The sequence below is a fragment of the Natronobeatus ordinarius genome, assembly GCF_024362485.1.
Lineage (GTDB): Archaea > Halobacteriota > Halobacteria > Halobacteriales > Natrialbaceae > Natronobeatus > Natronobeatus ordinarius.
In genome coordinates, this window is the sequence record NZ_CP101456.1 from 2,206,134 (window position 1) to 2,231,661 (window position 25,528).

The 25,528-nt window shown below is 66.1% G+C and carries 27 protein-coding genes, 1 tRNA gene and 1 pseudogene; 10 read left to right on the top strand and 19 right to left on the bottom strand.

Annotated features, from left to right (window positions below; genetic code table 11):
* Positions 1 to 173: 173 nt before the first annotated feature.
* The 3 genes from NMQ09_RS11350 to NMQ09_RS11360 all read right to left on the bottom strand — a co-directional run bounded on the left by NMQ09_RS11350 (position 174) and on the right by NMQ09_RS11360 (position 2,676).
* Positions 174 to 248 (bottom strand) — tRNA-Glu (locus NMQ09_RS11350).
* A 102-nt stretch (positions 249 to 350) separates the two neighbouring features.
* Complete coding sequence (locus NMQ09_RS11355; RefSeq protein ID WP_255190695.1) at positions 351 to 1,460, bottom strand: helix-turn-helix transcriptional regulator; 1,110 nt, start codon at positions 1,458 to 1,460, stop codon at positions 351 to 353.
* Positions 1,461 to 1,521: 61 nt separating this feature from the next.
* Positions 1,522 to 2,676, bottom strand: coding sequence for a metal-dependent hydrolase family protein (locus NMQ09_RS11360; protein ID WP_255190696.1), 1,155 nt, complete (start codon positions 2,674 to 2,676; stop codon positions 1,522 to 1,524).
* A gap of 140 nt (positions 2,677 to 2,816) precedes the next feature.
* Here NMQ09_RS11360 and NMQ09_RS11365 point away from each other — a divergent pair, with 140 nt between their 5' ends.
* On the top strand, positions 2,817 to 3,395 hold the full coding sequence (locus NMQ09_RS11365; protein WP_255190697.1) for an MBL fold metallo-hydrolase: 579 nt from the start codon (positions 2,817 to 2,819) through the stop codon (positions 3,393 to 3,395).
* Between the two features lie 84 nt (positions 3,396 to 3,479).
* Here NMQ09_RS11365 and NMQ09_RS11370 read toward each other — a convergent pair whose 3' ends face one another.
* From NMQ09_RS11370 to NMQ09_RS11390, 5 genes and pseudogenes are all read right to left on the bottom strand, one after another.
* Positions 3,480 to 3,761, bottom strand: a complete 282-nt coding sequence (locus tag NMQ09_RS11370; RefSeq protein WP_255190698.1) for a hypothetical protein — start codon at positions 3,759 to 3,761, stop codon at positions 3,480 to 3,482.
* A 29-nt stretch (positions 3,762 to 3,790) separates the two neighbouring features.
* Positions 3,791 to 3,994, bottom strand: a pseudogene (locus tag NMQ09_RS11375) (ATP-binding cassette domain-containing protein); the annotation flags it as partial.
* Positions 3,991 to 5,970 (bottom strand): ABC transporter permease, encoded by a 1,980-nt coding sequence (locus NMQ09_RS11380; RefSeq protein WP_255190699.1) that lies wholly within the window; start codon positions 5,968 to 5,970, stop codon positions 3,991 to 3,993. The pseudogene NMQ09_RS11375 and the gene NMQ09_RS11380, both read right to left, overlap by 4 nt.
* Before the next feature lie 10 nt (positions 5,971 to 5,980).
* On the bottom strand, positions 5,981 to 7,090 hold the full coding sequence (locus NMQ09_RS11385; protein WP_255190700.1) for a thiamine ABC transporter substrate-binding protein: 1,110 nt from the start codon (positions 7,088 to 7,090) through the stop codon (positions 5,981 to 5,983).
* Between the two features lie 69 nt (positions 7,091 to 7,159).
* A complete protein-coding gene (locus tag NMQ09_RS11390; RefSeq protein ID WP_255190701.1) occupies positions 7,160 to 7,435 on the bottom strand; it encodes a DUF5827 family protein in 276 nt (91 codons plus the stop codon).
* A 338-nt stretch (positions 7,436 to 7,773) separates the two neighbouring features.
* Between NMQ09_RS11390 and NMQ09_RS11395 the strand changes: the two genes are divergently transcribed.
* Positions 7,774 to 8,043 carry a HalOD1 output domain-containing protein gene (locus NMQ09_RS11395; protein WP_255190702.1) on the top strand — a complete coding sequence of 90 codons (270 nt, stop codon included), beginning with the start codon at positions 7,774 to 7,776 and terminating at the stop codon, positions 8,041 to 8,043.
* A gap of 11 nt (positions 8,044 to 8,054) precedes the next feature.
* On the opposite strand, the gene NMQ09_RS11400 is transcribed toward NMQ09_RS11395, so the two are convergent.
* The gene (locus NMQ09_RS11400; protein ID WP_255190703.1) at positions 8,055 to 8,921 is read right to left on the bottom strand and encodes a DMT family transporter; all 867 of its coding nucleotides are present in this window, start codon (positions 8,919 to 8,921) and stop codon (positions 8,055 to 8,057) included.
* A gap of 104 nt (positions 8,922 to 9,025) precedes the next feature.
* Between NMQ09_RS11400 and NMQ09_RS11405 the strand changes: the two genes are divergently transcribed.
* From NMQ09_RS11405 to NMQ09_RS11425, 5 genes are all read left to right on the top strand, one after another.
* A complete protein-coding gene (locus tag NMQ09_RS11405) occupies positions 9,026 to 9,937 on the top strand; it encodes a DMT family transporter (protein WP_255190704.1) in 912 nt (303 codons plus the stop codon).
* Between the two features lie 133 nt (positions 9,938 to 10,070).
* On the top strand, positions 10,071 to 10,358 hold the full coding sequence (locus NMQ09_RS11410; protein ID WP_255190705.1) for a winged helix-turn-helix domain-containing protein: 288 nt from the start codon (positions 10,071 to 10,073) through the stop codon (positions 10,356 to 10,358).
* 55 nt (positions 10,359 to 10,413) lie between these two features.
* The gene (locus NMQ09_RS11415; protein WP_255190706.1) at positions 10,414 to 10,716 is read left to right on the top strand and encodes a DUF8036 family membrane protein; all 303 of its coding nucleotides are present in this window, start codon (positions 10,414 to 10,416) and stop codon (positions 10,714 to 10,716) included.
* Positions 10,717 to 11,032: 316 nt separating this feature from the next.
* The gene (locus NMQ09_RS11420) at positions 11,033 to 12,673 is read left to right on the top strand and encodes a globin-coupled sensor protein (protein WP_255190707.1); all 1,641 of its coding nucleotides are present in this window, start codon (positions 11,033 to 11,035) and stop codon (positions 12,671 to 12,673) included.
* 105 nt (positions 12,674 to 12,778) lie between these two features.
* On the top strand, positions 12,779 to 15,244 hold the full coding sequence (locus NMQ09_RS11425) for an efflux RND transporter permease subunit (RefSeq protein ID WP_255190708.1): 2,466 nt from the start codon (positions 12,779 to 12,781) through the stop codon (positions 15,242 to 15,244).
* A 37-nt stretch (positions 15,245 to 15,281) separates the two neighbouring features.
* On the opposite strand, the gene NMQ09_RS11430 is transcribed toward NMQ09_RS11425, so the two are convergent.
* From NMQ09_RS11430 to NMQ09_RS11455, 6 genes are all read right to left on the bottom strand, one after another.
* Positions 15,282 to 16,859 (bottom strand): hypothetical protein, encoded by a 1,578-nt coding sequence (locus tag NMQ09_RS11430; protein WP_255190709.1) that lies wholly within the window; start codon positions 16,857 to 16,859, stop codon positions 15,282 to 15,284.
* Positions 16,860 to 17,405: 546 nt separating this feature from the next.
* Positions 17,406 to 18,170, bottom strand: coding sequence for a sensor domain-containing protein (locus NMQ09_RS11435; RefSeq protein WP_255190710.1), 765 nt, complete (start codon positions 18,168 to 18,170; stop codon positions 17,406 to 17,408).
* 178 nt (positions 18,171 to 18,348) lie between these two features.
* Positions 18,349 to 18,690, bottom strand: coding sequence for a DUF7521 family protein (locus NMQ09_RS11440; RefSeq protein ID WP_255190711.1), 342 nt, complete (start codon positions 18,688 to 18,690; stop codon positions 18,349 to 18,351).
* Positions 18,687 to 18,884, bottom strand: coding sequence for a hypothetical protein (locus NMQ09_RS11445; RefSeq protein ID WP_255190712.1), 198 nt, complete (start codon positions 18,882 to 18,884; stop codon positions 18,687 to 18,689). The genes NMQ09_RS11440 and NMQ09_RS11445 overlap by 4 nt, the downstream gene beginning before the upstream one ends.
* Positions 18,881 to 19,198 (bottom strand): DUF7521 family protein, encoded by a 318-nt coding sequence (locus NMQ09_RS11450; RefSeq protein WP_255190713.1) that lies wholly within the window; start codon positions 19,196 to 19,198, stop codon positions 18,881 to 18,883. Before NMQ09_RS11450 ends, NMQ09_RS11445 begins: the two co-directional genes overlap by 4 nt.
* Positions 19,199 to 19,200: 2 nt before the next feature.
* Positions 19,201 to 19,542 carry a winged helix-turn-helix domain-containing protein gene (locus NMQ09_RS11455; protein WP_255190714.1) on the bottom strand — a complete coding sequence of 114 codons (342 nt, stop codon included), beginning with the start codon at positions 19,540 to 19,542 and terminating at the stop codon, positions 19,201 to 19,203.
* A 317-nt stretch (positions 19,543 to 19,859) separates the two neighbouring features.
* Here NMQ09_RS11455 and NMQ09_RS11460 point away from each other — a divergent pair, with 317 nt between their 5' ends.
* Complete coding sequence (locus tag NMQ09_RS11460; protein ID WP_255190715.1) at positions 19,860 to 20,312, top strand: ArsR family transcriptional regulator; 453 nt, start codon at positions 19,860 to 19,862, stop codon at positions 20,310 to 20,312.
* A 21-nt stretch (positions 20,313 to 20,333) separates the two neighbouring features.
* On the opposite strand, the gene NMQ09_RS11465 is transcribed toward NMQ09_RS11460, so the two are convergent.
* From NMQ09_RS11465 to NMQ09_RS11480, 4 genes are all read right to left on the bottom strand, one after another.
* Positions 20,334 to 20,783, bottom strand: a complete 450-nt coding sequence (locus NMQ09_RS11465; protein ID WP_255190716.1) for a universal stress protein — start codon at positions 20,781 to 20,783, stop codon at positions 20,334 to 20,336.
* 152 nt (positions 20,784 to 20,935) lie between these two features.
* Positions 20,936 to 21,403 carry a universal stress protein gene (locus NMQ09_RS11470; RefSeq protein ID WP_255190717.1) on the bottom strand — a complete coding sequence of 156 codons (468 nt, stop codon included), beginning with the start codon at positions 21,401 to 21,403 and terminating at the stop codon, positions 20,936 to 20,938.
* A 43-nt stretch (positions 21,404 to 21,446) separates the two neighbouring features.
* A complete protein-coding gene (locus tag NMQ09_RS11475) occupies positions 21,447 to 22,214 on the bottom strand; it encodes a DUF7001 family protein (protein WP_255190718.1) in 768 nt (255 codons plus the stop codon).
* 36 nt (positions 22,215 to 22,250) lie between these two features.
* Positions 22,251 to 23,180: a sulfide-dependent adenosine diphosphate thiazole synthase gene (locus NMQ09_RS11480; RefSeq protein ID WP_255190719.1), complete on the bottom strand. Its 930-nt coding sequence runs from the start codon at positions 23,178 to 23,180 to the stop codon at positions 22,251 to 22,253.
* Between the two features lie 262 nt (positions 23,181 to 23,442).
* Between NMQ09_RS11480 and NMQ09_RS11485 the strand changes: the two genes are divergently transcribed.
* Together NMQ09_RS11485 and NMQ09_RS11490 are read left to right on the top strand one after the other, a co-directional pair.
* On the top strand, positions 23,443 to 23,829 hold the full coding sequence (locus NMQ09_RS11485) for an FxLYD domain-containing protein (protein WP_255190720.1): 387 nt from the start codon (positions 23,443 to 23,445) through the stop codon (positions 23,827 to 23,829).
* A 138-nt stretch (positions 23,830 to 23,967) separates the two neighbouring features.
* Positions 23,968 to 25,488 carry a flippase gene (locus tag NMQ09_RS11490; RefSeq protein ID WP_255190721.1) on the top strand — a complete coding sequence of 507 codons (1,521 nt, stop codon included), beginning with the start codon at positions 23,968 to 23,970 and terminating at the stop codon, positions 25,486 to 25,488.
* Positions 25,489 to 25,528 lie beyond the last annotated feature (40 nt).

A 25,528-nucleotide genomic window follows, 5' to 3' on the forward strand; every position in this document is an offset into this window, starting at 1 on the left:
GACTGCACCGACTTCAACCGGGAGACCTGGGAAGCTGAAGCGGGAACTGGCGGACGGTTCGTGTCCAAGAGTTCCCGCTTCACTGGGTCGTGGTGAATCGCCATACGGCGTCAGGTTATAGTTTTCCGCTGATCAGTTTACGGTGAACATCACGAAAATGTGGCGGGGAGAAGTGCTCCGTCAGGGATTCGAACCCTGGTCATTGCCGTGAGAGGGCAATATGATTGGCCGGACTACACCAACGGAGCGCGTTCGTCTCGTTGTCCGCACTCTAAGGTTGCGTGGAACGATGTTTAAGGGTTACGTTTCGACGCTTGCGTGCCCGCAAATGACACGGCCGAGCCGACAGCTTAGCGCTCGAACGGGGAACGGGCCGCCTCGGGTTCGTGACCGTCGAGGCTGATGATGTTCTCGCGGCCGACGCGAAGCTTGCTAATGGTTTCGTCTTCTTCCATGTCCGAGAGGAGCATACTGACCTTGGATTTCGACCAGCCGGTTTCGTCGACGATGGCGACCTGTTTCATTCGGCCGCCGTTCTCGCGAATGAGGGCAACGACGCGGTCCTCGTCGGTCAACAGCTCTTCGTCACCGATCGCGCCCGACTCGGCGCCCGTCTCGGTGACGGCAGACGGCTGCTCCGTCGTCTCGGTGTCGCTACGGCCGTGGGGGTCCGCCGTCGTCCCATCGGAACGGTGCTGCCAGACGACTCCCGCACCGAGCCCGAGGACGACCAGCCCGGCGACGACGAGCCAGGTCATGGCGTCGGTGCCGCCACCACCATCCGTCGGCTCAAGGACGATCCGCGGCTGTCCGGGTGGGAAGTCGCGCTGGCCGCTCCAGGAGATGGAGTCGGCGTCTTCGATGGCCGTGCCGCTGTACTGTCCGTCGGGCTGGGCGGTCACGAAGGTGAGTCCGTCTCCGGGCTGGATGACGAACGACTGATCGTCGTCGATGAAGAGGCCGCCCGCGAAGACGTCGCCGACGGTGATGGTGTGGTCGTCGACGGGGGCGAACCCGCGCCACGTAAACGACATCTCGACGTAGCCCATGCGGTTCGGCCGGTAGTCGATTCCCGCCGAGCGATTGAAATCGACCGCCTCCATCTCGCGGCCGGTGTGGTCAGCACCTCGGTCCGTCAGTGCGTGTGCCTGTTCGGTGAAGCGAACGTAGAGGTCGACCTCGTCGTTCGCTTCGAACTCCTCGACGAACTCCTCGAACGCCTCCCTCTCGCCGGGAGAGAGCTGGCGCTCGTACCGGGAGGTCCACGTTGCGTCTCCGTTCTCGTGGACGGTCAGCTCGAACGTGGTGCTCTCGAAACTGTCGGTGTCTACCTCTTCGATTGCAGGCCCGTCCGCCGCGTCCGAGTCTTCGAACGGATCGGCCGCAATCGATCCGCCCACACCGACAGCGGCGACGACGAGCACGACGACGAGGAGTCCTACCAGAACCGACCGAGGCATTCGTCTACCAGTACGTGCCGGAGCTAAAAGAGCTTGTGAATAGGAGGCAACGTAGTCTGGATCAGTGAACTATCACGCCGTCTGTAACGACGTGTTCCGGACGTTGCCACGCCGTCACGTCCTCGAGCGGATTCGAGTCGAGGACGAGCAGGTCCGCGCAGTAGCCGGGTTCGACGAGGCCGACGTCCTCGAGCCCCAGGAGCGTCGCCCCGTTGATGGTCGCCGCCTCGAGCGCCGCCGCAGGCGAGAGGCCGTGGTCGACGAGTCGTTCGAGTTCGGTCGGGACGTCGGCGAAGGCGTTGAACGGCGTGCCGGCGTCGGTTCCCATGGCGATCGGGACGTCGGCTTCGAGGGCGTGTTCGAAGGCGTCGGCGTAGGGATCGAGCGCGGCTTCGGCTTTCGCGACGGCCTCGTCGGGGATGCCAGCGCCGGTGCCGTGCTCGACGATGCCGTAGAGGGCGTTCGCCGTCGGCACCCAGTACGTCCCGTTGTCGGCCAGTCGCGTCGCTGCGTCGGCGTCCATGAACGTCCCGTGTTCGACGCTGTCGATCCCCGCCTCGGTGGCGGCGACGATCCCCTCGACCCCGTGGGCGTGTGCGGCCGTCGGAACGCCCGCGGCGCGGGCGACGCCGACGGCCGCCTCGAGTTCTTCGCGCGTGAGTTCGGGTGCGCCGGTTCGGCTGCCGGTGGTGAGGACGCCGCCGGTGGCCATGCATTTGACCGTGGTGGCGCCGCGTTTGAGCTGTTCGCGAGCGGCTTTTCGGACCTCGGCTGGGCCGTCGGCCTCGCGGCCGAACCAGTGACCGTGGCCGCCGGTCATGGTAATCGCTTCGCCGGCGGCGAGGATCCGGGGGCCGTCGACGACCCCGGTCTCGACGGCTCGTGCGGCGTCGATCGCCATCGATCCCCAGCTGCCGAGATCGCGGACGGTCGTGACGCCGGCCTCGAGCAGCGTCTCGAGGTTCGCCGTGACCCGGTACGCGCCCGCGTACCCCTGTTCCCCCCGGAGCGTCGAGACGTCGGGGCGACCGTCCATGGCGAGGTGAACGTGCGTGTCGATGAGCCCTGGAACCACGTATCGGCCGTCGACGTCGAGTTCGCGGTCGGCTGCGTCGGTTTCGGTGCCGACGGCCGTAACGCGGCCGTCTTCGACGGTGACGTCGGCGCGTCGTGTTCCGGTCGCGTCGATTACTGTCCCACCCCGAAGAGCGATCATGCGACAAAATTGTGTGGGACGCACTAAAGCGTCGTGGCCAAACCCACGCGCAGCTGGCCCGGCTGCTCCTGTGTCACCAGGCGGCGGTCGATCACGCCCGCTTCGACACGCACAAACCGTGACCCCCCGTACCGGTGTCCATGATCGCCAATCTCGCACAGGGTGTCCACACCTTCACGAGCAACGCCTTCCTGGTCCACGGTGAGCGAACGGTGCTGGTCGACACCGGCGCGAACTTCGACGTCGTGGCGCCGCTCGAGGACCGCGTCGAGCGCCTCGACGCCGTCGTGTTGACCCACACCCACCCCGATCACGTGGGGAACGTTCCGGCGGTGAAAGACGCCTTCGACATCGACGTCTGGGGGTACGATCCGGCGCAGGCGAGCGTCGACCACGCGATCGAAGACGAAGCGACGGTCGAACTCGGCGATTACGAGTACGTCGCCTTGCACACGCCCGGTCACAAGGACGACCACCTCTGTTTTTACGCCGCGGAGCCGGAGATCCTCTTTGCGGGCGATCTGATCTTCCAGAACGGCGGCTTCGGCCGAACCGACCTCCCCGAGGGTGACCGCGCGACGCTCATCGAGAGCATCGACCGCGTCCGCGGACGGGTCGACTCCGAGTTGCGAGAGCTCCACACGGGCCACGGGCCGAGCGTCACGAACGAGCCGTACGACCACGTCGAACTCGCGGCCCGGATGGCCCGACAGCTCTGAGAACGACTGTTGTGAGTCGGTACCGATGCAACCGCGAACCGTCTTGCGCTTCTCTCGTGAAACGGACACAACAGCCAGTACGAATCACGTCATCACCGCGACGGGAGAACGTGTGCGTCCTCCGGCGCGAACCCCACGGCGACATCGCCGTCGGGGCCCCTCGAGTCGCAGGACGACCGTCCTGTCGTTCCACCGGCCGTACGCGTGGTGGTGTTCGCCGTGGAACTCGCTGGTCTCGACGGCGACGGAGAACCGGTTGCGCTCGGCGGCGGGTGACAGCGCGGCCGCCCGGACGCACACGCTGACGCGATCCGCGTCGTCGGGAACGGCCGTCACCTCGAAGGATGCGTCGCCGACGTCAACCACGGCCGATCGCCGTCGCGAGTCTCTACGACGCCGTCGAACATGACCGTTCCCGCCGTCGGCTCCTCGAACCCGGCGATCGTCCGGAGCGTGGTCGTCATCCCGCAACCGGAGGGGCTGACGAGGGTGAAGAACTCACCGTCCCGAACGCTCAGGTCGATGTCCCGGAGCGCGACCGTTCCGGTCCCCGCCGGTCCGTATCGCTTCGTGACGCCCTCGAGTCGGAGTTCGGTCACGGTTCGTTCCCCTCCGAGGTCTTCCGTGCGCGTTCGTGCCCGCGATCCGCGTTCGGGTTCTCGTTCGTCCGTACGCTCGCGTCCGCGGTCGCACTGACGCGGTCGATGACGACGAAACTCGTCGCGGTGACGAGCAAGAGGAGCGTTCCCATCGCGGTCGCGGGCCCGGATCGGCGACCGAGGTAGCGTTCGACGGCAACCGGCATCGTGTAGCTTTCGCCCCCGCTCGCCAAAATCACCGTCGACGAGAACTCGCCGATCGAGATGGCGAACGCAAACGCCGCGCCAGCGAGGATTCCGCCCCTGATCAGTGGGAGTTCGACGTCGATTAGCGCCCGAACCCGCGAGGCGCCGAGCGCGCGGGCGGACTCGATCATCGCCGGGTCGATGGTCGAGAGAGACGGCGAGACGATTCGGGTCACGAACGGGTAGGCTGCGACCGCGTGGGCGACGACGATCGCGACCGCTCCCGTCACCTGGAATCGCCACCCACCCGGCAGCGAAATCCCGAAGACCAGCCCCTGCACGAGCCCGATGCCGAAGACGATGCCGCTGACGGCGAGCGGGAGCATCGCGAGCGCGTCGACGAACCGACCCCACCGGCCGGCGCGAACCGTCGTTACCGAGACGACGACGCCCATCGGGACTGCCACGACGAGCGTCGCGAGCCCGAAGAGCACCGAGTTTCGGATGGCTGGCAACGGACGCGTCTGGAAGGACTCCCCCTCGAGCTGGCGCTCGAGCAAGAACGCGTAGTGGCGGAGCGTGAAGCCAGAGCCGTCGGTGAGACTCCCCGCCACGAGGCTCGCCATCGGGCCGACGAAGACGACCAGCGCGAGGAGCCCGTAGCCGACGACGGCGAGTCGCGTCGGCGTGAGCGCCGTCCGCAGGTCAGGAAACAACGGCTCTCTCGGGGGTGGCGACGGCGCTCGAGCGAGGCCGGCGGTGGTCGACTCGTAGCGGAGGTAGGCGTAGGTCAGCCCCAGCGAGAGGATCGTCTCGAGGATCGCGAGCGTGGCGGCCTCGGCGTAGTTCAGCCGCTGGATGCGATCGTAGATCCAGACCTCGACGGTCGCGAGTTGCAGCCCGCCGAGGGCGAGCACGATGGGGAACGTCATGAACGTAAAGATGAACGTCAGCAGGGCGCCGGTGAGGACGGCCGGGACGAGTTGTGGAACGACGACGTCCCAGAACGCCCGTCGCTGGCTCGCCCCGAGACACCTGGCGGTCTCGATCGTCCTGGCGTCGACGGACTCCCAGGCGGTGACGGTGAGCCGGGCGACCAGCGGCGCGTTGTAGAACGCGTGTGCGAGGATCACGATCGCGAGCGGGTTCGACTCGATGAACGCGTACGGACCGAGCCCGACGAGGCCGAGCAGGCCGTTGAGGGTGCCCGCGCGTCCGAACGTGGCGTAGAACCCGACGGCGACCAGGATTCCCGGCAGAACGAACGGGAGGATCGTCAGGGATCGGAGGGTTCGCCGGCCGGAGAACTCGTAGTTCGCGAGGACGTACGCAGCCGGAATCCCGAGCGCGACGCTCGCGACCGTCGACAGCGCGGCCTGATAGGCGGTGAAGCCGAACAGCCCCATCCGAACGCCCGGCGTCTCGACGGCGAGCCACGGAACCGGGACCTTCACGCCGGGAATCGGGTACTCGAGCGATAGCGAGATCGAAACGGCGGCGAGCCAGCCCGCGATCGAGCCGAGGTGCGTTCCGATCGCTAGCGGCTCCGCGACCACGTCGGCGAGGGCGCCGACGTAGAACGGATCGGTCAGGACGTCGACGAAGTGACCGAGCGTTGGCACACCGTCCTCGACGACGGCGTTGGCGAAGACGACGCCGACGGGGACATAGAGCATCACGAGGAGGACGACCGCCGTCCCGAGCGCGGACACGCGCAGGGCGTGGCGCTCGAGCCACCGCCGGACGTAGCCGCGGTGGACGGCGGGCTGGGCGACTGGTGACGGTGACACGGTGGCGTCGTTATCGGCTGGCGAACTCGCGCGCCCAGTCGTCGACCCAGCCGTCGAGGTTCTCGCGGAGGTCGTCGTAACCGACCGTCACCGGCTCCGGCGGTACGTGGGCGTACCGGTCGAACGCCTCGTCCAGGTCGGCGTACTCCGGCTCGACCGCGGGGAACTGGACGTTCCGCTGGGCGATCTCCGCCTGCGCCGCACTCGAGAGCACGAAGTCGAAGAAGTCGTAGGCGAGCGCGACGTTCGTGGCGTCCTCGAAAATCGCCATGCCCTCGGGGTTGGCGTACCCCTGGTCGTCCGGGAACGCGACCTGGTGGCGCGTCAGGTCGTGACCCTCGGCACTCGCGAACACCTGGTCGGTCGAGTAAGAGACGACCATCGGGCGCTCTTCTTCCATGTACGCGCCGTAGTACGAGTCGGTCCAGTCGTCGAGGATCCGGACGCCGTTGGCCCCGAGCTCGCGCCAGTACTCCAGGTAGCCTCCCTCGCCGAAGGCGTCGATCGTCCACAGGAGGAACGCCTGTCCGGGATCGGAGGTCTGCGCGTTCTGGGTCACCAGCACGTCCTCGTAGGCGGGTTCGGTCAGCGTCTCGAGCGTCTCCGGTTCGTCGACCTCGCTCTCGTCGTAGACGAGGCAGATGTAGCCCGTGTCGTAGGGCAGCACGCGCCCGTGCGGATCGCCCATCTCGAGGCCGTCGCGGACGCGGTCGGCTCGCTCGACCGACGCGAAGTCGAGTTCGCGGAACAGCCCGCCGTCGCCGCCGTCGAGGCCGTCGTCGACCGTGACGAGGTCGTCGACGTTCAGCCCGAGGTAGACGTCGGCGTCGATCCCCTGGCCCGCGTTCGCCTGCTGGACGTAGTGGGCGATTCCCTGGTCGGGGAGCTGTATCCACTCGAGTTCGGCGTCCGGGTGCTCGTCCTCGAACGCCTCCTTGAGCCACGGACCCGCGGGGTTCGTCCCGTCGATCATCGAACTGTACGTGACGACGGTGAGCGTCCCGTCGTCCTCGGTTTCGCCGGCACCGCCGTCCTCGGTTCCGTCGTCGCGACTGAGACAGCCGGCGAGGCCAAGCGCCGCGCCGCTGCCGAGCGTACTAACGAACGTTCGTCGGTCCATTACTCGGTTGTTATACCCGGTGGTATTAACGGCTGTGATCTGCCGTTTCCGCGTCGACGACAAGGGTAGTCACTCGGGGTCGGTTTTCAGCCCGTAAAAGCCGGGTTCGTCGTCGGTTCGCGGCTCGCCGACGACCAGATCGTCGGCGTTGGTCATGATCCACGGGATCGCCCAGTCGAGCAGAATTTCCTCGGTCTCCACGTCGAGTTCGGCGTCCGGGTCGAGTTCCTGAAGGAGACGGGCGATCTCGTAGACGGTGTACATCTGATCGTCCTCGAGCAGGTCTTCGGCGGTGTAGAAGTCACACGGATACAACTGCTCGAACTCGTCTTTCGGCACTGGCATGCCCGATGCTACAGCCGTGGTGTGCTAAATGCTGTGGGTTTTCCCGTCCGGCTCCGTGTGATCCTCCGATCTGGCTCCCGTTTCGAGCGGGTGCCCGAAGCGACTGGTGGGCGCAGTTTCGTCGCCCGATTTGTGGTGTGGTTCTACATTGCATATATCGTAATCGTCAGCGGGGATCCTGCCGGTCCGAGTACGGGGCTGTTCACCGAGCGGCCAGAACGGTTAAATGCTACTAATGGTATTCGAGTGACATGTGTTCGAATTCCCTGTTATCGGTCTGTAATCGGACCCCTGTGTGCAGAGTTAACACCGAGACGGGACGGAATCTCCCGCCGTCGATGGCGACCGTCGAGGCGCTCGCGACGGCCGACGGCATCGATCCGCAGACACTCGAGTCGTTGTACACGGTCGTCGATGCGGAGGCGCTCGACCGACTGTTCGCCCACCGGGCACGATCGCCCGGCGAGGAGCGGACTGTCGTCTCCCTGACTGCCGGTGAGAAGGTCGTCTGCGTCGGTGACGGCACTGACGTCTGCGTGTGCGATTCCGGCCGAGACGCCGACGGGGACGATGACGCTGTCGGTGACCGAGCAGACGGCTGCCGGTGAACAGCGATTGCTCAGGCCCCCTCACGCTGGATGAGGATTACGCCGGTGACGACGAGCACCCCGCCGACGATCGTCACGGCCGTGACGGGCTCGCCGAGTACCAGTGCACCGAGTGCGACCGTCACACCCGGCTCGGCCGTGCTGATGATGCTCGCCCGGCTCGCACCGATTTTCGCGATCCCCGCGAAGAAGGCGAGCACGGGAATCACGGTGGCGAGGATCGCGATCGCGAGGGTGACGCCCCACGCAGTCAGGCTGCCCGGCAGCGCAAGCGAACCCGTGCCGGCGCCGAAGACGACGAAACTCACGGCCGCGGCGGGCAGGACGAACGCCGTGAGGAGCTCGGCGTCGACCGTCGTCAGCGCCCGCTGGCTCACGACGATGTAAAGCGAGTACGCGAGCGCGGCGCCGAGGACGACGGCGACGCCCCGTGGGTCGGCGCCCGCGGGATCGGCGCCGGTGATGAGGGCAACGCCGCCGATCGAGAGCCCGAGGGCGACGAGGAGCACCGTCGTCACCCGACTCGGGTGGAAGATGGCGACGATGCAGACGACGAACGCCGGGTAGGTGTAGAGGACGATGGCGACCATCCCCGCAGTCATGAACTCGAGGCCGAGGAAGTAGAGCCCGCTCTGGGTGGCGTAGCCGAACGCGCCGAGTGCGAACGCGATCGCGAGCAGCCGGCCGGTGAGGAGGCGAAACCGGCCCCGCAACCAGAGGACGATCCAGACGACGATCGCCGCGAGGCCGAATCGGAGCGCAAGCACCGTCGGGATCGACAGCCCCTCCTCGGCGGCGATCACGCCGAAGATCCCGAGCGTGCCGAAACCGATCGCAGAAAGGATCACGAGCGCGACCCCGACTGTGTCGTCGTCCATGGACTGTGGCTGGCGCCATCCATCAAAAAATCGTCGGCTCGAGCGCGTCGGCCTCGCGTGCCGGATCCGCTACTGCTTTAGGCCGCGTGCGTCATGGAAGCGACGTGTACGGGGACACGACGTCGGAGCTCGAGGTGACGCCCGTCGCCGCGCTCGGGTTCGCCATCCTGGCCTCGAGTACGAGCGCGATCCTCGTCCGCTGGAGTCACGCCCCGAGTTCGGTGGTCGCCCTCTATCGGGTGCTGTTCACGACGTTGCTCGTCGCCCCGATCGCGGTCTGGCGCTACCGCGAGGACTTCCGCCGGCTCTCGATGCGGGACCTGGGGTTCGCCGTCGTCGCGGGCGTCGCGCTCGCGGTGCACTTCGCCGCCTGGTTCGAGAGTCTCAATCACACGAGCGTCGCCGCGAGCGTGACGCTGGTTCAGACCCAGCCCATCTTCGTCGCTGCGGGCGCCGCCCTCCTGCTGAGTGAGCGGGTGAACCGCGCGACCGTGATCGGCATCGTCGTCGCGATCGTCGGGGCGGCGGCGATGTCCTTCGGCGACGCCGGCGAAGCGCCGATCTCCGACGCCACGCTCTACGGCAACTCCCTCGCGCTGCTCGGCGCGATCACCCTCGCCGCCTACGTGCTCGCGGGCCGATCGATCCGCCAGCGCGTCTCGCTGTTCCCGTACGTCACCGTCGTCTACACCGCGTGCGTGCTGACGCTGTTCGTCGTCGTCGGTGCCCAGGGCCACGCCTACCTCGAGTATCCACCTCGAGAGTGGCTACTCTTTCTCGCGATGGCCGTCGGTCCCGGCGTCTTCGGTCACACCGTCGTTAACTGGGTGTTAGAACACCTCGAGTCCGTCGTGGTGAGTGTCGCCTGGCTGGGCGAGCCGATCGGGTCGACGATCCTCGCGCTGGTGTTGCTCAAAGAGGTTCCCGACGTGATCACGATCGTCGGCGGGTTAGTCGTCCTCGCGGGGATCTACGTGACGACGATCGAGCGCGAGCGGCGCCGGCCCGGCGGATGACGGGCTCTGGACCCGATCGTCGAATATCAGGTTGCTGTCTCATCGCCAAGTTGAATACACCCTTGAAACGCATGATTTACAACGGGGGGCGCGAGTAGTGTCGTCAAAGATGGACTTTCGTAGGTGGTGATAGATGGATGGTGTGCTCTGGTATTTGCTCGCCAGTTCCCGGGGTGGTGAGACGAGGACTCGGATTCTTCGCGTGCTCCAGGAACGACCGCGCAATGCGAACCAGCTCTCAGAGGAGTTGGACCTCGATTACACGACGGTCCGCCACCACCTTGATGTGTTGATGGAGAACAACGTCGTACAGAAGGGTGGAGACGGCTACGGTGCCGTCTATCTGTTCACCGACCAGGTACGAAGCAACTGGGAAACCGTCGAGGAGATCCTCGACACCGTCAGTCCGGAGGAACAATGAATTGGGACGAATTTTGGACAGCGCATATACGTAGTGGGGGTAAAGAGGTGAGACAATGAGCGTGTTACTCGAAGTTGCACGTCTCGCGGCCGGTGTCAACATCGTGTTACTGCTCATGCTCACGTACGTGTGGGGTGGAAACTACCGGCGCCACGGCGCGAGTCACACGCTCGGGTTACTCGTCTTCGCCGGCTTTCTGCTCGTTCAGAACGCCCTCTGGCTCTACCTCTACCTGTTCGACGCCCAGTTCATCAGGTGGTTCGGGCGGGGGGGACTCGACTTCCAGCTCAGCATCACGCTCCTGTGTGGCCTACAGACGGCAGCACTGATTTTCCTCACACGGATCACCTGGCGGTGAACCGCCTCGAGACACCCGGTCTCACCCCCTGAAGCCGTTTGGGTTCTGTTAACTTTCTATAGGAAACCGAGACTACTAGTGCCACGGGGGCCAATAGCACTTCCAGAGAGAGGAATCTGGACTCACTTTGGACGAATTTTGGAAAGAGTCCGGAAAAGCATGAAGTCGACTACGGGACATCGATCGTTCATGCGAACCCCGTTCCAATCCACCACGACCGCCGCGATCATACTGCACTCCGTTTTGGCCGGCCGAACGACTACTCGCCGACCGTTCGGTTCGCGTCGTCGATTCACCACTGCCGAGGTGAGCTGCGATGGGTGAAACTGACCCGATGGCCGTCTTCGGTCAGGGAGGACTGAACGAGCACGTCGATCCCGACGCGCTCCTCGAGTCGATCGGCGTCGATGAGGCTGAACTCGAGTTTCGCAAGGCGTTCATCGGCTTCGACGACGAGGACGAGCGCCGACTCACCGACCTCGAGCCGTTGCTTCGCGACCATCAGGACGAGATCGCCGAGCGGTTTTACGAGAACCTGACGAGCTACGACGGCCCGCTCGAGATCATGGGTCGGTCGCCGAAGGGGATCGAGCCGTTGAAACAGAGCCAGCGGGCCTACCTCGTCTCGCTGGCGACCGGCGAGTACGGCGAGACGTACTTCCGCAACCGGGCGCGAATCGGGAAGCTCCACGAACTGCTCGATATGCCGATGAAGTACTACGTCGGCCAGTACGGCGTCTACTACGACCTGATCCTCTCGACGCTCGACGAGCGCGTCCAGCAACTCACCGTCGACGCCATCGAGACGTGGCTCGACGAGGAGCTGGACGGTGGGCGAGGGTCGCGCGGGTTCGTCGGACAGCTCTTCGGTGGCGGAGACGGGGGTTCAGAAACCGACGGCCTCGACGAGTCGCTCGAGCGAGCCGTCAGGACGGCGATTCACGACGGAATGGCGGACGTCCTCTCGGTGCTGAAGATCATGAACCTCGACATGCAGATCGCCGCGGACACGTACTTCGAGAGCTATACGCGGAAAATCGACCGGGAAGTCGACCAGCGGCGGGAGCTCGCGTCTCGGGTCCAGCAGGACGTTCGCCAGCCGATCGAGGACCTCCAGAGCGCCTCGCAGGCGACGGCCGAGAGCGCCCAGGAGATCAACGATCACGTCGTGAGCCAGGCACAGGACATGGACGAGATCGCCGCCGAGGTCGAGTCGTTGAGCGCGAACGTCGAGGCGGTCGCGACGGCCGCCGAGGCGGTGCAGGAGGCGGGTGGCGAGGCGGCATCGCTGGCGAACGACGGCGTCGAACAGGCCGAGTCGGCGCTCGAGGAACTCACCGCGGTCGAGGACGCCGCCGTGGAGACCACGGACGCCGTCGACCGCCTCGAGTCGCAGATGGGTGCCATCGACGAGGTTGTCGACCGGATCGACCAGCTCGCAGAACGGACGAAGGTGCTCGGCACGAACGCTTCCGTCGAGGCGACCAGGGGTGAGAACGCGGGTGAGACGCTCCAGGTGATCGCGAAGGAGGTCCAGTCGTTCGCCGCACAGGCCCAGGGGGACCTCGACCGGATCGAAGCCGAGATCGAGGAGATGAAACGCACGACCGACGAGACGGTCGAGGCCGTCGACGAGACGGTGAGCCGGCTTTCCCAGAGCACCGACCGGATCGACGAGGCGGTAACCGACTTCAGGACGATTCACGACGTCGTCGAAGACGTCTCGAACGGCGTCGACATCGTCGCGAACGCGGTGACCGAGCAGGCGACCAGCGCCGAAGCGATCAACCGAACGGTCGAGGGAGCCGCGACGAGCGCGGATCAGATCTCGAGTGAGACCCAGACGGTCGCCGTCGCCGCTGAGCAACAGAGCCAGAACCTCACCGAGATCGTCCAGAACGTTCGTCGGCTGGCGACCGTCGAGTCCGTCGAGCGACGGCCGATCTACGAACGGTAGCTCGTGTCGGAATCGCGTCGACCCCCCACAGCGAGTGACGTTCGAATCGGCCGTTGCTGTAGCAGTACGTCGGCTTGCGCTGTGTCCCCCTCGAGAACCTGACCGATGACGCGACCAGACGACCTCGCCGACCGGTACGCCGCGACGCTCGTCAGCCACCGCCGACTCGTCATCGTCGGTCTGTTGCTCGTCACCGCCGTGCTCGGAAGCGGACTCGCCTCCCTCGACGGGCTCGAGGTGACCGAGTTCGACGTCGAGTCAGAAGCGGCCCGGGCCATGGAGACCGTCGAGGAGACGTTCGAACGAGACGACCACCCGACGACGCTCGTCGTCGTCCACGGCGAGGAGACGCTCGCCCACGAGTCGATCCTCGAGACGATGGAGGTACAGCGCGAGCTCCGGGCGAACGAAACCGTCGACGCGACGCTGGCCGACGACCGGTCGACCGCCGGGGTCGGCAACGCGATGGCGCTGGCCGCGAACCTGCGACTGGCGACTGCCGACGGGAACGCGATCGGCGAAAAGATCGAGACGCTCGAGGACCGATCACCGGAGCAACTCGAGCGCGACCTCGAGCTGGCGTTCGCGGCCGACGAGTTCGTCCCCGACGGGCAGCCGAACACGACGACGCTGTTACCGACCGACGTCGATCCCGAGGAGCGGTCGGCCGACGCGCGGCTCGTGGTCGTCGTTCATGACCCGGACGTCGACGAGGAGGAGTTGCTCGAGGCCCAGCGAGCGATCGACGACGTGGTCGACGAGCGAATCGAGACGACCGAGGCGTTCGTCTTCGGCCAGGCGCTCGCGTTCGACCGCGGGGCGCAGGCGACCGGCGAGAGCTTCGCGCTGGTGGGGCCGCTCGCGCTGTTCGCGGTCGTCGCCGTGCTCGCCGCGACCTACCGGGACGCAGTCGACGTCCTGCTCGTGCTCGTCGGGGTCGCACTCGTCCTCGTCTGGACCGGGGGTGCGATCGGCTGGATGGGACTCCCCGTCACCCAGTTACTCGTGGCCGTTCCCTGCCTGCTCGTCGGGCTCGGCGTCGACCACGCGTTCCACGTGCTCACGCGCTATCGGGAAGAACGAGCGACCGGCAGCCACGAGTCGGCGATGCGAGTCGGGCTCGGGAGCGTGATCGCGGCGATCGGGATCACGACGGTGACGACCGTCGTGGGCTTTCTCTCGGGGCTGGGCAGTCCGATCGGGCTCCTCCGAGAGTTCGCCGTGGTGAGCGCGGTCGGGATGGTCGCCGCGCTGGTCGTCTTCGGCTCCTTGCTCCCGGCGCTCACACTCGAGCTCGAGGCCCACAGAAACCGGCGGCTCCGACCGCTCGGCCGGCGACCCGCCCTCGAGCGGCCGTTGGGGCGGACGGCGATCCTCGCGAGGCGTGCTCCCATCGCGGTCGTCGTCGTCGCACTCCTGCTCACGCTCGGGGGTGCCTACGGGTTCACCCACGTCGACACCGCGACCGAACGGGAGGACTTCCTGCCCGGCGAACAGCCCGCGTGGATGGCATCGCTGCCCGACGCGATCCAGCCGAGCGACCACGCGCTCAGCGCCCAGGCGACGCTCCTCGAGACGCGGTTCGACGGACCCGACGACCCGCAGGCTGAGATCCTGATCGAGGGGAACGTCACCGATCCCGAGACGCTCGAGGCGATCGACGAGGCCGAACGCCAGCTCGACGACCGGCTCACTCTCGCGACGCCGGCCGACGGGCGGCCGCCGGTGTACGGCCCCGTCGACGCGCTCGAGGAACTCGCCGCCGAAAATGAAACCGTCGCCGACGCGCTCGAGGCGGCCGACACGACCGGCGACGGACTCCCCGACACCGAGATCGAGGGCGTGTACGACGTCGCCTACGACGTCGATCCCGACGCGATGGGGGCCGTCGTCTCCCGGACCGAAGCCGGCGAGTACGAGTCGGTGCTGGTGACGATCGCCGTCGACGATGCAGACCGGGCCCCGGCGGAACTCCCGCTCGTCGCCGAGCGCATTTCGGCGTCGCCCGGCGTCTCCGCGACCGCCACCGGCGACCCGATCCTCGAGGCGACCCGGGACCGGGCCATCGTGGAGACGGTGTTCGGGACCTTCCTGGTGGCGTTCGTCGTCATCGCGACGCTGCTGACGGTCCTCTTTCGCGTCCGCCACGGTTCGTGGACGGACGGACCGATCACCGTCGTCCCCGTCCTCGCCGCGCTCGCCTGGACCGTCGGAACCATGACGGCGCTCTCGATTCCGTACAACGCCGAGACCGCCATCATCACCGGCGTCGGGATCGGCCTCGGCGTCGACTACGCCGTCCACGTCTGTGAACGGTACCGACAGGAACGACGGACCGCAGCGCTCGAGGAGGCGCTCGAGCGAACCGTCGTCGGCACCGGTGGCGCGTTGCTCGCGAGCGTGGCGACGACCGCGATCGGCTTCGCCACGCTCACGCTGACGCTCGTTCCGTCGCTCCAGCGATTCGGGTTCATCACCGCGCTCGTCGTCGTGTACGCGTTCGTCTCGAGCGTCGTCTTCCTCCCCGCCCTGCTCGTGCTCCGGGAGCGGCTGCTCGAGCGAGACGAGTGATCTGGGGTAGAACACGAGCGGCGAGTGACGCCGCGTCTCAGTGCTGGACGAAGTAGTCGAAGACGTACTCAGAGAGCTCCACGTAGCGGTCGTGGAACTCCTCGCTGCGCTCGAGGAGTTCGTCGTCGGCGTCGTCCCAGTCGCGGGCGCGTTCGACGAGGTCGCCCGCGCGGTAGTTGATCCCGAGGCCGGTGACGAACATCCCGACGGCGTAGGCCGTGTGGCTGTCGTCGGTGATCTCGCCCTCGCCGTAGGCGAGTTCGGCGACCGGGTAGCCGTCGTCGTCGAGCTGTGCGCCCTCGAGGAGCCCCATCTCCATCTGCCAGTCGGCGAATTCGGTGATCGACTCGAGCACGTCCGGATGGTTCTCGGTGAGGAACTGCGGAGAGTTCTCGCCCTCGCGTTCGCGGGGGAGCGACCAGCCCGCCGTGACGTGCGTGATGAACTCCCAGGTCGCACCGACGTCGGCGGTGTCGGATGCGGGCTCGACGCCGTCGGCGGTGTACTCGACCAGTTCGGGCAGTCCACAGGGCATCCCGACGTCCTCGCCGAGCAGCGGGGCGACCATCCGGGCGGTCCGATCGGCCAGCTCCTCGGCGTCCTCGTCGTCGCCGCCGAACTGGTACAGCACCTCGTACATCGCCTTGTGACCGAGCAACAGGCCGGCCACGCAGTTGACGTGGTACGTCGTCCCGTCACCGAAGTCGTACATCCCGACGTCGTCGTCCCAGTGGTCGTCGAGGATCGGCTTGATCTCGCGCATCACGTCCACCAGGTCGTCGGTGTCGTACTCGAGGTAGGTCGCGAGGACGTCCTCGTCGGCGAGTGCCATGTCGTCGTTGTCGCCGTTCCACCGCACCCACGCGTACGACGCCGAGTGGATGGCACCGAGGCCGTGAGCCATGCTTCGTTGGTCGACCGTTCCGTCGGCGTGGTGGAACTCGCCGTCCTCGTAGTGCTCGTTGAGGACGTGCCGGGTGAACGAGGAGACGTAATCGGCCGGCTCGAAGTAGATCCGATCCTCGAGGTCGCCGTGCTCGGAAAAGCGCCCACCGCGATGGTGCATGTGCCAGGCGTAGCCGCCGAGGGGATAGTCGGGGAGGGCCGGATCGCCGTCGGGGTACCACTCGTCGCCCTCGGCGGTGAGCTGGGGTGAGATCGCGCCGTCGTCCCAGAAGGTGTGCTCGATCGTTTCGACGAGCTCGAGCCACGCCTCACCTCGCTCGCGCATGAAGTCCTCGGCGAGTTCGGGACGGTAGTTCTCGTGGCCGAACTCGCTGTCCCGGGCGACGGCCCCGGAGATGTAGACGGCGTGTTTCACGCTCGCGTAATCCCTGAACGTGAGGTACTCGCCGTACACGGGTTCGCCGTCTTCGACGACGCCCGGAACCACGATCGCCGGGTCGACGGTCTCGAGTTCGTCGTCGTGATCGTCGTCGTCGTGATCGTCGTCCGGCTCTTCGCCGTCGTCGTCCGGGTCGCCGTTATCCGCACAGCCGGCCAGCGCGATAGCTGCCGTTCCACCGACTGCCGCCAGGAATCGCCGGCGGGCCGTACTGGGTGTTCGTTCGTCTCGGTGCGCGACTCGCGTCGGGTCGAAGCGGTTCTCTCGCATTAGTATCGATAGTTCGGCTGACTGATGATTCGACGCCCTGTCGCCGACCGGGGACCGCGAACGGATCGACTGGAGGGCATCGCGGTTGACTCGTCGGTACCTCGGTTCGTTCGACTCGCGAAAGTGGCTTTAGGATTTTCCGAACTTATTCCAAAATTCATCCGCAATTCGGCTTGGACAGGGGGGGGGCCGTCTAACGGGATGGGGATCGCCGTCTCGGACAGCAGCGAGTGAGAGAACGGAGTTACTGCTCGGGTTCGCCGTCGAGGCGTCGAGTTCGTCTTGTTCCATAGGTGATGTGATTTCTGTTTGATCGTTCCCCGATCACCGATCAACCGGGGTAAACTGGTGAGGAGCGTGTCCCACCCACCATTCGAGAAGCGATCTCGATGGTGTTTGACTATTTTCCGAACTCCGTCCAAAATTCGTCCAATATTCCGGTCCGATCGCGCCGGTGGCACGATCGGAAATGCCACGGCCGAGCCTGTGCTCGAGCGAGGCCGTCAGACGACGGTATCGTGATCCCGTGCTCGAGTCGCCGCACTCTTACGGTTCCTGAAGCTCGGTGAAGATCGAGGGCTGCGTCCGGCTGAGCATCACCTCGGTGTACTTCCCGTAGAGCCACGCGAGGCCGTTGAACAGGTGGAGGATGCCGAGGCCGACGACGACGCCGATCCCGGAGATGACCAGTGCGGCGGCCAGCGAGTCGGCGTACACCGAGACGAGTTCGCCCTCGGCGATCGAGATCGTCACCGGGGAGACGACGTCGATGGTCCAGCCGTCGTGCTGGTAGACGAACTCGGGGACGAATTCGATCGGCCCGGCGAGGTAGATGCCGACCGTGGCATCCTGATAGTGAAACGGCGCGGTCACCAGCGCGTAGGTGAACGTGAGCCCGAAGACGAGGAGGACGAACGTCACGACGCCGATGACGAACTTGCTGAACAGGTAGACGACGCCCAGCCACGTGCCGGGGCTGAAGACCAGCCGCCAGGCTCGCTCGCGGAGGTCTCGAGGCGGTTCTGACGCCGGGATGTCGACGTCGAGGAGGACGGCGGCGAGCCCTCGCTCGGCGGCCGACAGCTCGTTCACGAGAAAGAGGACGACGAGCAGCATCGGGATACCTACGAGCAGGATGATCAGCACGCCGGAGGTGACGAAGCCGGTCACCAGGAACGTAAAGTAGGCGACCCCGAGCGGGAACGTCAACAGGAGATAGAGCAGGTTGTAGTACGTCTGTCGACGGGCGGCGACGCCGACGAACCAGCGACCACCCCGTTCCAGTTCGGACGTGACCTCAGCAGCGTTCATCGTTCCCCCCGGCGACCCGCGGGGGGCGGGCCGCCAATGTCGAAACCCGACCGATCGTAGCCGGTCGTGACGAGCTGACGACGTGCTGTGTTATCATGGTGTTGGTCCTCACCGGATCGGCGACGAGGCTGCCGATGTACAAACCGGCCGGCGAACGGCGGGCGTGGTCGGTCGGTGGTCATGCTCGGTCGGGCCTCCTGAGCGAGGTGACGACGGCGACGAGCCCGACCAGGTGACAGACGGTGATCACGAGCAACACCGTCGCGTCGGTCGCCGCCGTCAGCTGGTCGATCACGTGTGCGAGGACGAACGGGATCGTGGTGAGAAAGACGACGCCGACGGCGAGAAACAGCATCGGTCGGCTGTCGTTTCGGACGTAGCCCCGGTAGGCTGTCCACGCGACGAACGCGCCGAGCAGCGCGCTCGCCAGCCCGAGGAGGAACGTCGTCGTCGCCTCGTCCAGCCCGAAGACGGTCGTCGCCGGCGCGAGCGAGAGCGCGCCGACGAGGCTGCCCGTCACGCCGCCCACCCCCGGGCGTCGATCGACCGGCGTCGATCCTCGTCGATCGGCCAGTGCTGATTCGCGTCGATCGACTGGCGCCGGCTCTCGTCGGCCGGCCGGCGTCGCCTCCCGTCGCTCGAGCGGCTTCGACCGACGGCGAGCCGTCGAACCGGGCGGGCGAGTCGGGGTCGGGGGTCGTGTTCGTCGGTCATGGTCGTCCGTACACCGCATAGAGGATCGCGAGCAGGCCCGCGATCTCGCTGCTCGTCGCGAGGAGGGTCGTCGTCAGCGGGGTCACGTCGGTGATTGTCGGGATCAGGAACCGAACCATCGTCGGGACGGCGGCCAGCAGGGCGATCCCGAGCGCGAGCCAGAGCAGCGCCGGTGCCCGGACCCGCTCGTAGCCGCGGTAGGTCCGCCAGGCGATCCAGCAGGCGATGGCGAACGCGATCGTCCGGCCGACGAAGACGAGCGCGGCGGCGCTCTGTGAGCCGCCCGTCGCCGCCTCGAGTGGGATGGCGATCATGGTCAGAGGTCCTCGAACAGCCGGGTGAACCGGTCTGCGGGGTCTTCCTCGCGGCGGTAGACGTCGATCTCCATCTCGCCGTCACCCACCTCGATCGCCACGCGCTCGAGGCGGGTACTGTAGGTTTTGTAGTGATGGCCGTCCGGATCGAGCTCCTGGTAGGACTGGACGAACTCGTGTTCCTCGAGTTGTTCGATCCGCCGGTAGATCGTCGGCGGCGAGGCGCCACAGCGCTCGGTGAGCGTGTCGACGGACATCGGTTCGATGCTGGCCTCGATGAGGATCGATCTCGCGTACTCGTCCTCGAGGAGCTCGAGCACGGCTTCGTCCTCATCGTCGGTCATTCGACAGTTTGTACGGACAGGTGATATAAAAGCCCCCACAGTTTCCGGGTCAGAAACCGTCGGTCGGCGGCTATGGAGGTGGTGGTCTCCGAGATGATTGCGTTCGACACGTTCGACATTGAATATTCAAAGGTGTGACCGGCAGAGCGACGATCGAACTCGAGCATCGCGAGGCGTGCGTGTCCTGACTCGGGACAGCCCCGGCGAGCCAACCGATCTCTCGGTCGATACCGATCGAGGGGCTCCGAACGCCGGAGCACCGTTCACCGGATCCCCGATTCTTATCTGATTGCCACTCTGACTGGTAGCAGACGACAATGTCATCGATTAACACGTCGTGTGCGCTGCCGGACGCGCTCGTCGACGTCGACGACCCGCGCGTCGCCGTCTGGCTCGCACTTCGATCGTCCGGTGGCCCCCGGACGGGACCGGAACTCGTCGACGAAACGGAGTTCTCGACGTCGACCGTCTACCGGTCGTTGAAGCAACTCGAGGCTGACGGGCTCGCCCGTTCACGCCCACGTGTCTCGGCGACAGCCGACGTCGCTTCGAGCGAGTGGCAGGTGGTTTCTCCGGCTTCGGCGCGACCGGCGGTGCTGCTCGCCGATGTCGTCGAGTTGCTCGAGGCGGTCCCGTGGGAAGACGTGCGGTGCGTGTCGCGGGAGGAAGTCGACTCGTTCACCCGGCGACTCGAAACCGCACGGGAGGAGTTCATCGACGACGAACCCGACGAACGTTCGAGACGGAAAGCGAGTACCGAGCTACGGTGAGAGCCGTCGCGTTCGGGTGCGTCACTCGGCGTGGCGAACCACGTACACGTCGTAGCCCTGGTTGGCTGCCGCGACGGGCCCACCGACGCTCGACAGTGGCGTCGTCACCGAGCCGACGTTCTCAGAACCGACGAAGACGACCGACGCGTCGAGGTCGGCCGCCACGTCGCGTATCGCCCGGACGACGTTCGTCGTCGGCGTCGCCGTCGGCTCGTCGGAGTCGACGAGTTTGTGGCGAACGTCGGCGTCGGGCGCGATGCGTTCGGCCGCCCCACGCAACTTCCTGCAGACCACGTCCGGATCGAACCCCTCGGTCGCGTCGATCCAGCCCCGTTCACGGGCGTACTCGTCGTCGTCCGGTACGACCGACAGCACCACCACGTCCTCGTCGGTGAGGTCGCTGTACCGGGTCGCCTTCTCGAGCGCTGCCGTCGACAGCTCAGAGCCGTCGAACGGAACGAGTAGTGTCATGGCTCGGTATGGTTCGAGGAGCGACCTAAAGGTTCGGTCTACGGCTATAGTAACAACTGAAACGGGTTACACACTGCTCGCAGTGGGGCGGCCAGAACTGGCTTACGCTGCCAGTTCTGGCCGCTTGATCGCGAGCAGGTGTGCAATGACTTTCAGTGGCTACTATACAATTCCGGTGCCGGGCTGCGATCGTCGTCCTCGCCGACCACCACCACGGGGACGGAGGAGAGCCGAACGATCGCGTCGACCGTACTGCCGAGCAGGGCTCGCCTGAACGACGAGCGCCCGCACGCGCCGACGACGATGGTGTCTACGCCGTGTTCGTCCGCGTACGTGAGAATCTCTTCGTGTGGGACGCCCTCACGGACTGCCGTTTCGACCGCAACGTCGGCGTCCGCGGCCCGCGCCTCGAGTTCCTCGAGCGTCGTCTCCGCCTCGTCCCGAAGCCGGCGCTCTACCTCTTCGGGGTCGACGATCGCGTTGTCGTAGGCCGTCCGGGTTTCGACGACCGCGACGGCGTGCAGCGGGACCTCGAGTCGGCGTGCCAGTTCGATCGCGTGGGTAACGGCGACCGACGCGTCGTCACTCCCGTCCGTGGCCACGAGGACCGAGTCGTACATGCCTACCCATTGAACACGACGGACAAAAAGGGCTGCTCGTCGCTCACCCTCGGCCGTACGTGCCGGCGTGTCGCTCACAGAACGCGGGGTCGCACAACTGGGCCTCGATCAGGTCCTCGTGGTAGTGGGCGTTGAACAGCCGGCACCGCTCGTCGTCACAGAACGCCTCGCCCGTCTCGAGGTAGTGGACCGCCTGGAGGACGTATCCCATCAACGCGTCGGTCGTCCTGGGGTCGTCCTCGATCAGGAACTCGCCCTCGACCTGATTCTCGAGCACCTCCCGGGGCGGTGCGTCCCCCGACAGCAGTGCGTGTTTCTGCTTCGCCTTGTAGTACGCCTCCGGCTTCGCTGGTGCCTCGTACAGCCCGGGGACGGAGACGATCGCGGGCTGGCCGAGGACGGTCACCCGTTTGTGCCACCGCCCGTCGTGGTCGCCCCAGGTGCCGATCGCCCGGTCGAGGACGGCGACGTGGGCGTGCTCGAGGCCGAGTTCCTCGTCGGGAACCGCCGCGTTCAACGCCCGCTGGACCGCCACCCCATCGTAGAGCACGCCGCCCTCGCGCTCGGGGTACTCGAGGGCGCGTTCTTCGTACCGGATCGTGCCGAGCATCGTGTTCCCCGTCCGGGGATCGTACGGCGAGAGGACTCGCGCCTTCGCGAACCGCTCTGCGAGGTCGTCGGTGCGGTGGACCTCGAGAAACCGATCGCGCACGGAAACGGTCGCGTCGATCCGATCGCGGAGCCAGTCGGCGATCGCGTCGACGTCGGCGACAGTGGTGGGTGCCCGGTAGAGGGTGACTCGGTCGACCATGGGTGTGTGTTGGGACGGGAAATTCGTCCTCGCTCGTCAGTCGTCCGCCGGCGTCGCGCGACTCGTCAGCTCGACGGGGTCGGCGTCGACCTCGAGTTCGTCGAGGGCGACCTGGGCGGCGCGCTTGCCGGAGACGAGCATGGCGCCGAAGGTTGGGCCCATCCGCGGCAGGCCGTAGGCGGTGGCAACGGCCATCCCGGTGGCGATGAGGCCATCGTGGACGAGGCCGGTGTGTTCGACGACGGCGTCCTCGGATTTGCCGACCCACATCGAGTCGTGGCCGGGGGAGTCGTGGCCGGGGGCGCCGTACTGTTCGGAGCCGGTCTGGTCCATCACCTGGCCGCGCTCGCGGGCGTCCTGGACGCCGGGCGCGTTCAGCACGCCGCGCTCGTCGAGTTTGGTGATCGCCATCGCGTCGTGACCGGTGGCGTCGATCACGAGGTCGGCCTCGACGGCGATCGGATCGACGCAGGTGATCTCACGCGGCAGGGCGTGGACGGGCGTCCAGTTCATCACGATGCCCGAGACGCGGTGGTCCTCGCGGATGACGATGTCCGTGAACTCGGTCATGTTCTGCATCTTCGCGCCCGCGTCGCAGGCGGCCTTGATCAGCCCCGAACAGGCCTCGGGCCCGTTGGCGACGTACAGCCCCTCGCTGTCCTGGGACTGCTTATAAGAGACCTCGAGTTCCTCGAGTACCTGTTCGGCCGGCGAGCGAACCGTCACCTTGTTCATCAGGAAGCCGCCGAGCCAGAAGCCGCCGCCTAAGTAGTTGTTCTTCTCGACGACCATCGTCTTCACGCCGCGGGCGGCGAGTTCTTTCGCTGCCATGAGCCCCGAGGGGCCGCCACCGACGATAATGACGTCGCTGTCCGAAAAGTCCATGAACTCCTCGGTCCACTCCTGGCCGATCGCGCGCGTTACGTCCGCTTCACCGACGTCGCTGAACTGGTCGAAGTCGCTCATACAACCTGGTGGTATTCTCCAGTGGTGAAAAAGGCTTGCGATTCGGTTCATCGGGTTGAACCGTCCGTCGAGGACGAACGTCCCGGAATTCGGCCGATTCGTGAGGCGAAAAGTAGATGACGCATTCTCCGAATCACCCAGACGATGGGCCCGGGAGTCGAGACGGACGTCAGCCCTCGAGCCGACCGGCATCCGCCACGGCGACAGAGAGCGGTACGTGCCCGAAGGCTCAAGCCTCGTCCGTTCAAACGCTCTGTAGAGTATGCACCGCCGCGCGTTCCTCGCCGCCGCCGCCGTGACTGCGGGCTCGGGTTGTCTCGAGTACTTCGAGGAGAACGGCGAGGAGATCACCGATCCGGGCGACCTCGAGATCGTGTACGCCGACCTCGGCCGAGACAATCCGGGGACCGAAGACGAGCGCGTCTACGTCTGGGGCGTCGTCGAGAACGTCGGCGACCGGGAACTGAGCTACGTCGAGATCAGCGCGACGTTTCTCGACGACGAAGGCGAGGAACTCGATACCGTCATCGAACGCGTCGAGGACGTGACCTCGGGTGAGGAGTGGACGTTCGAGATCGAGTACCCACGCTTCGGGGAGGATGCAGCCGCGGTCGACGACTACGAACTCGAGCCAGCGACGGGTGTGTGAGCGGACCTCCCCGGAGCGGAACTGACGGATGGCAGTCGAGAGGAACCGACGTATGGACGCGTATTCGCACACGGCGGCTGTGCTTTCCCGCTGCGATCAGCCGCCGGTCGGTCGGTCGCCTCGAGGGTTGTCCCACCTATGACCGACCACGACGAAGGCGTCTCTGTCCTCGCGAAACAGGGGAGTATCACCTTCGTCGGGAACGTCGCCAACGGCGTCTTCGGCTTCGCTATCGTCATGCTGATGACCCGCTTCGTCAGCCCCTCCGTCTACGGCCTGTTCGTGCTGGCGACGTCGGTCATCCTCTTCATGCAGGTGTTCGCGAATCTCGGTCTCCCGCTCGCGATCGACTACTTCGTCCCCCAGTACCTCGACGACGGCGAGAACGGCAAGGCCAAGGGCGTGATCGTCCAGGTGACGGGCACCGTCCTCGTCACCTCGTCGCTGATCGCGGTCGCACTGGCAGTGAGCGCCTCGACGATCGGCGAGTTCTTCCAGGAGCCCTCGCTCGGGATCGCCCTCCTGCTGCTGAGCGTCACTATCCCGATGCTGGCGATCTATAACGTCTTGCTCACCTCTTACTACAGCATCAAGAAGCTCCAGTACCGGGTCATTATGCGCGACCTGGTCCGACCGATCGTCCGCTTCATCGTCACCGCCGGACTGCTGCTCGGCGGCTTCGGGTTGCTCGGACTGATCGGTGGCTACCTCGTTGGCCTGCTGGTCGCGATCACCGTCGGCGCGGTCGTCTTCACCTACAAGGCCTGGCAGATCGTCTCCGCAAAAGTTGAGTTCGTCGCCCCCGGCCCGCTCGTGCGATACTCGGTGCCGCTGGCGATGACGAGCGTCGTCTACGTCCTGATGGGACACGTCGATTACTTCCTGCTCGGCTTCTACCTCGACTCCGACGACGTCGGCATCTACCGGGTCGGCTACATGCTCGGCTCGGCGCTGATGATCATCTTCAGCTCGCTCGCCCCCGTCTTCAAGCCGCTCATCGCCGAGACGCGCGACGACACCGCCCTCGTCCAGGAACGCTTTCGCGTCGCTGCCCGCTGGATCGCCGGCTTCACACTGCCCATCGCTATCACGCTCGCACTCGGGGCGAGTTCGTACCTCGCCGTGCTCTACACGCCCCAGTACGCCGAGGCGAGCGCCGTCGTCGCCCTCCTCTGTGCGGCGTTCCTGTTCAACGTCACCTTCGGCGGTCCCGACGGGACGCTGCTCCAGGGGATGGGCTACGCGCGAATCGTCTTCGTCAACACGTTAGTGCTGTTTGGGGCGAACTTCGTCGTCTCGATCGTCCTGATTCCGATCTACGGCATCGAGGGCGCCGCGATCGGCTCGGCGACCGCGCTCGTCCTCGTCGGCGCGATGACGCTCGTCGAGCTGTACTACCTCGACCGCGTCCACCCGTTCACCCGCGACTTCGGCAAGATCGTCTTCTCGGGACTCCCGGCGACCATCGCGGGGCTCCCGGTCGTCCTCTTCGTCAACTCCGATACGCTGATCGTCTTCGTCCTCCCGATCGTCGTCCTCACCGTCTACTGTGCCTCGCTAATCGCCACCGACGCGTTCACCGACAACGACGCCCACATGGTCGCGGCGTTCGGCCCCGGCGTCCAGAAGTGGCTCCCGGCCGGCCTGCTGAACCGCTAACCGGGACAGCGGTCGCGCTCATAACGATGGTTGTAGTCTC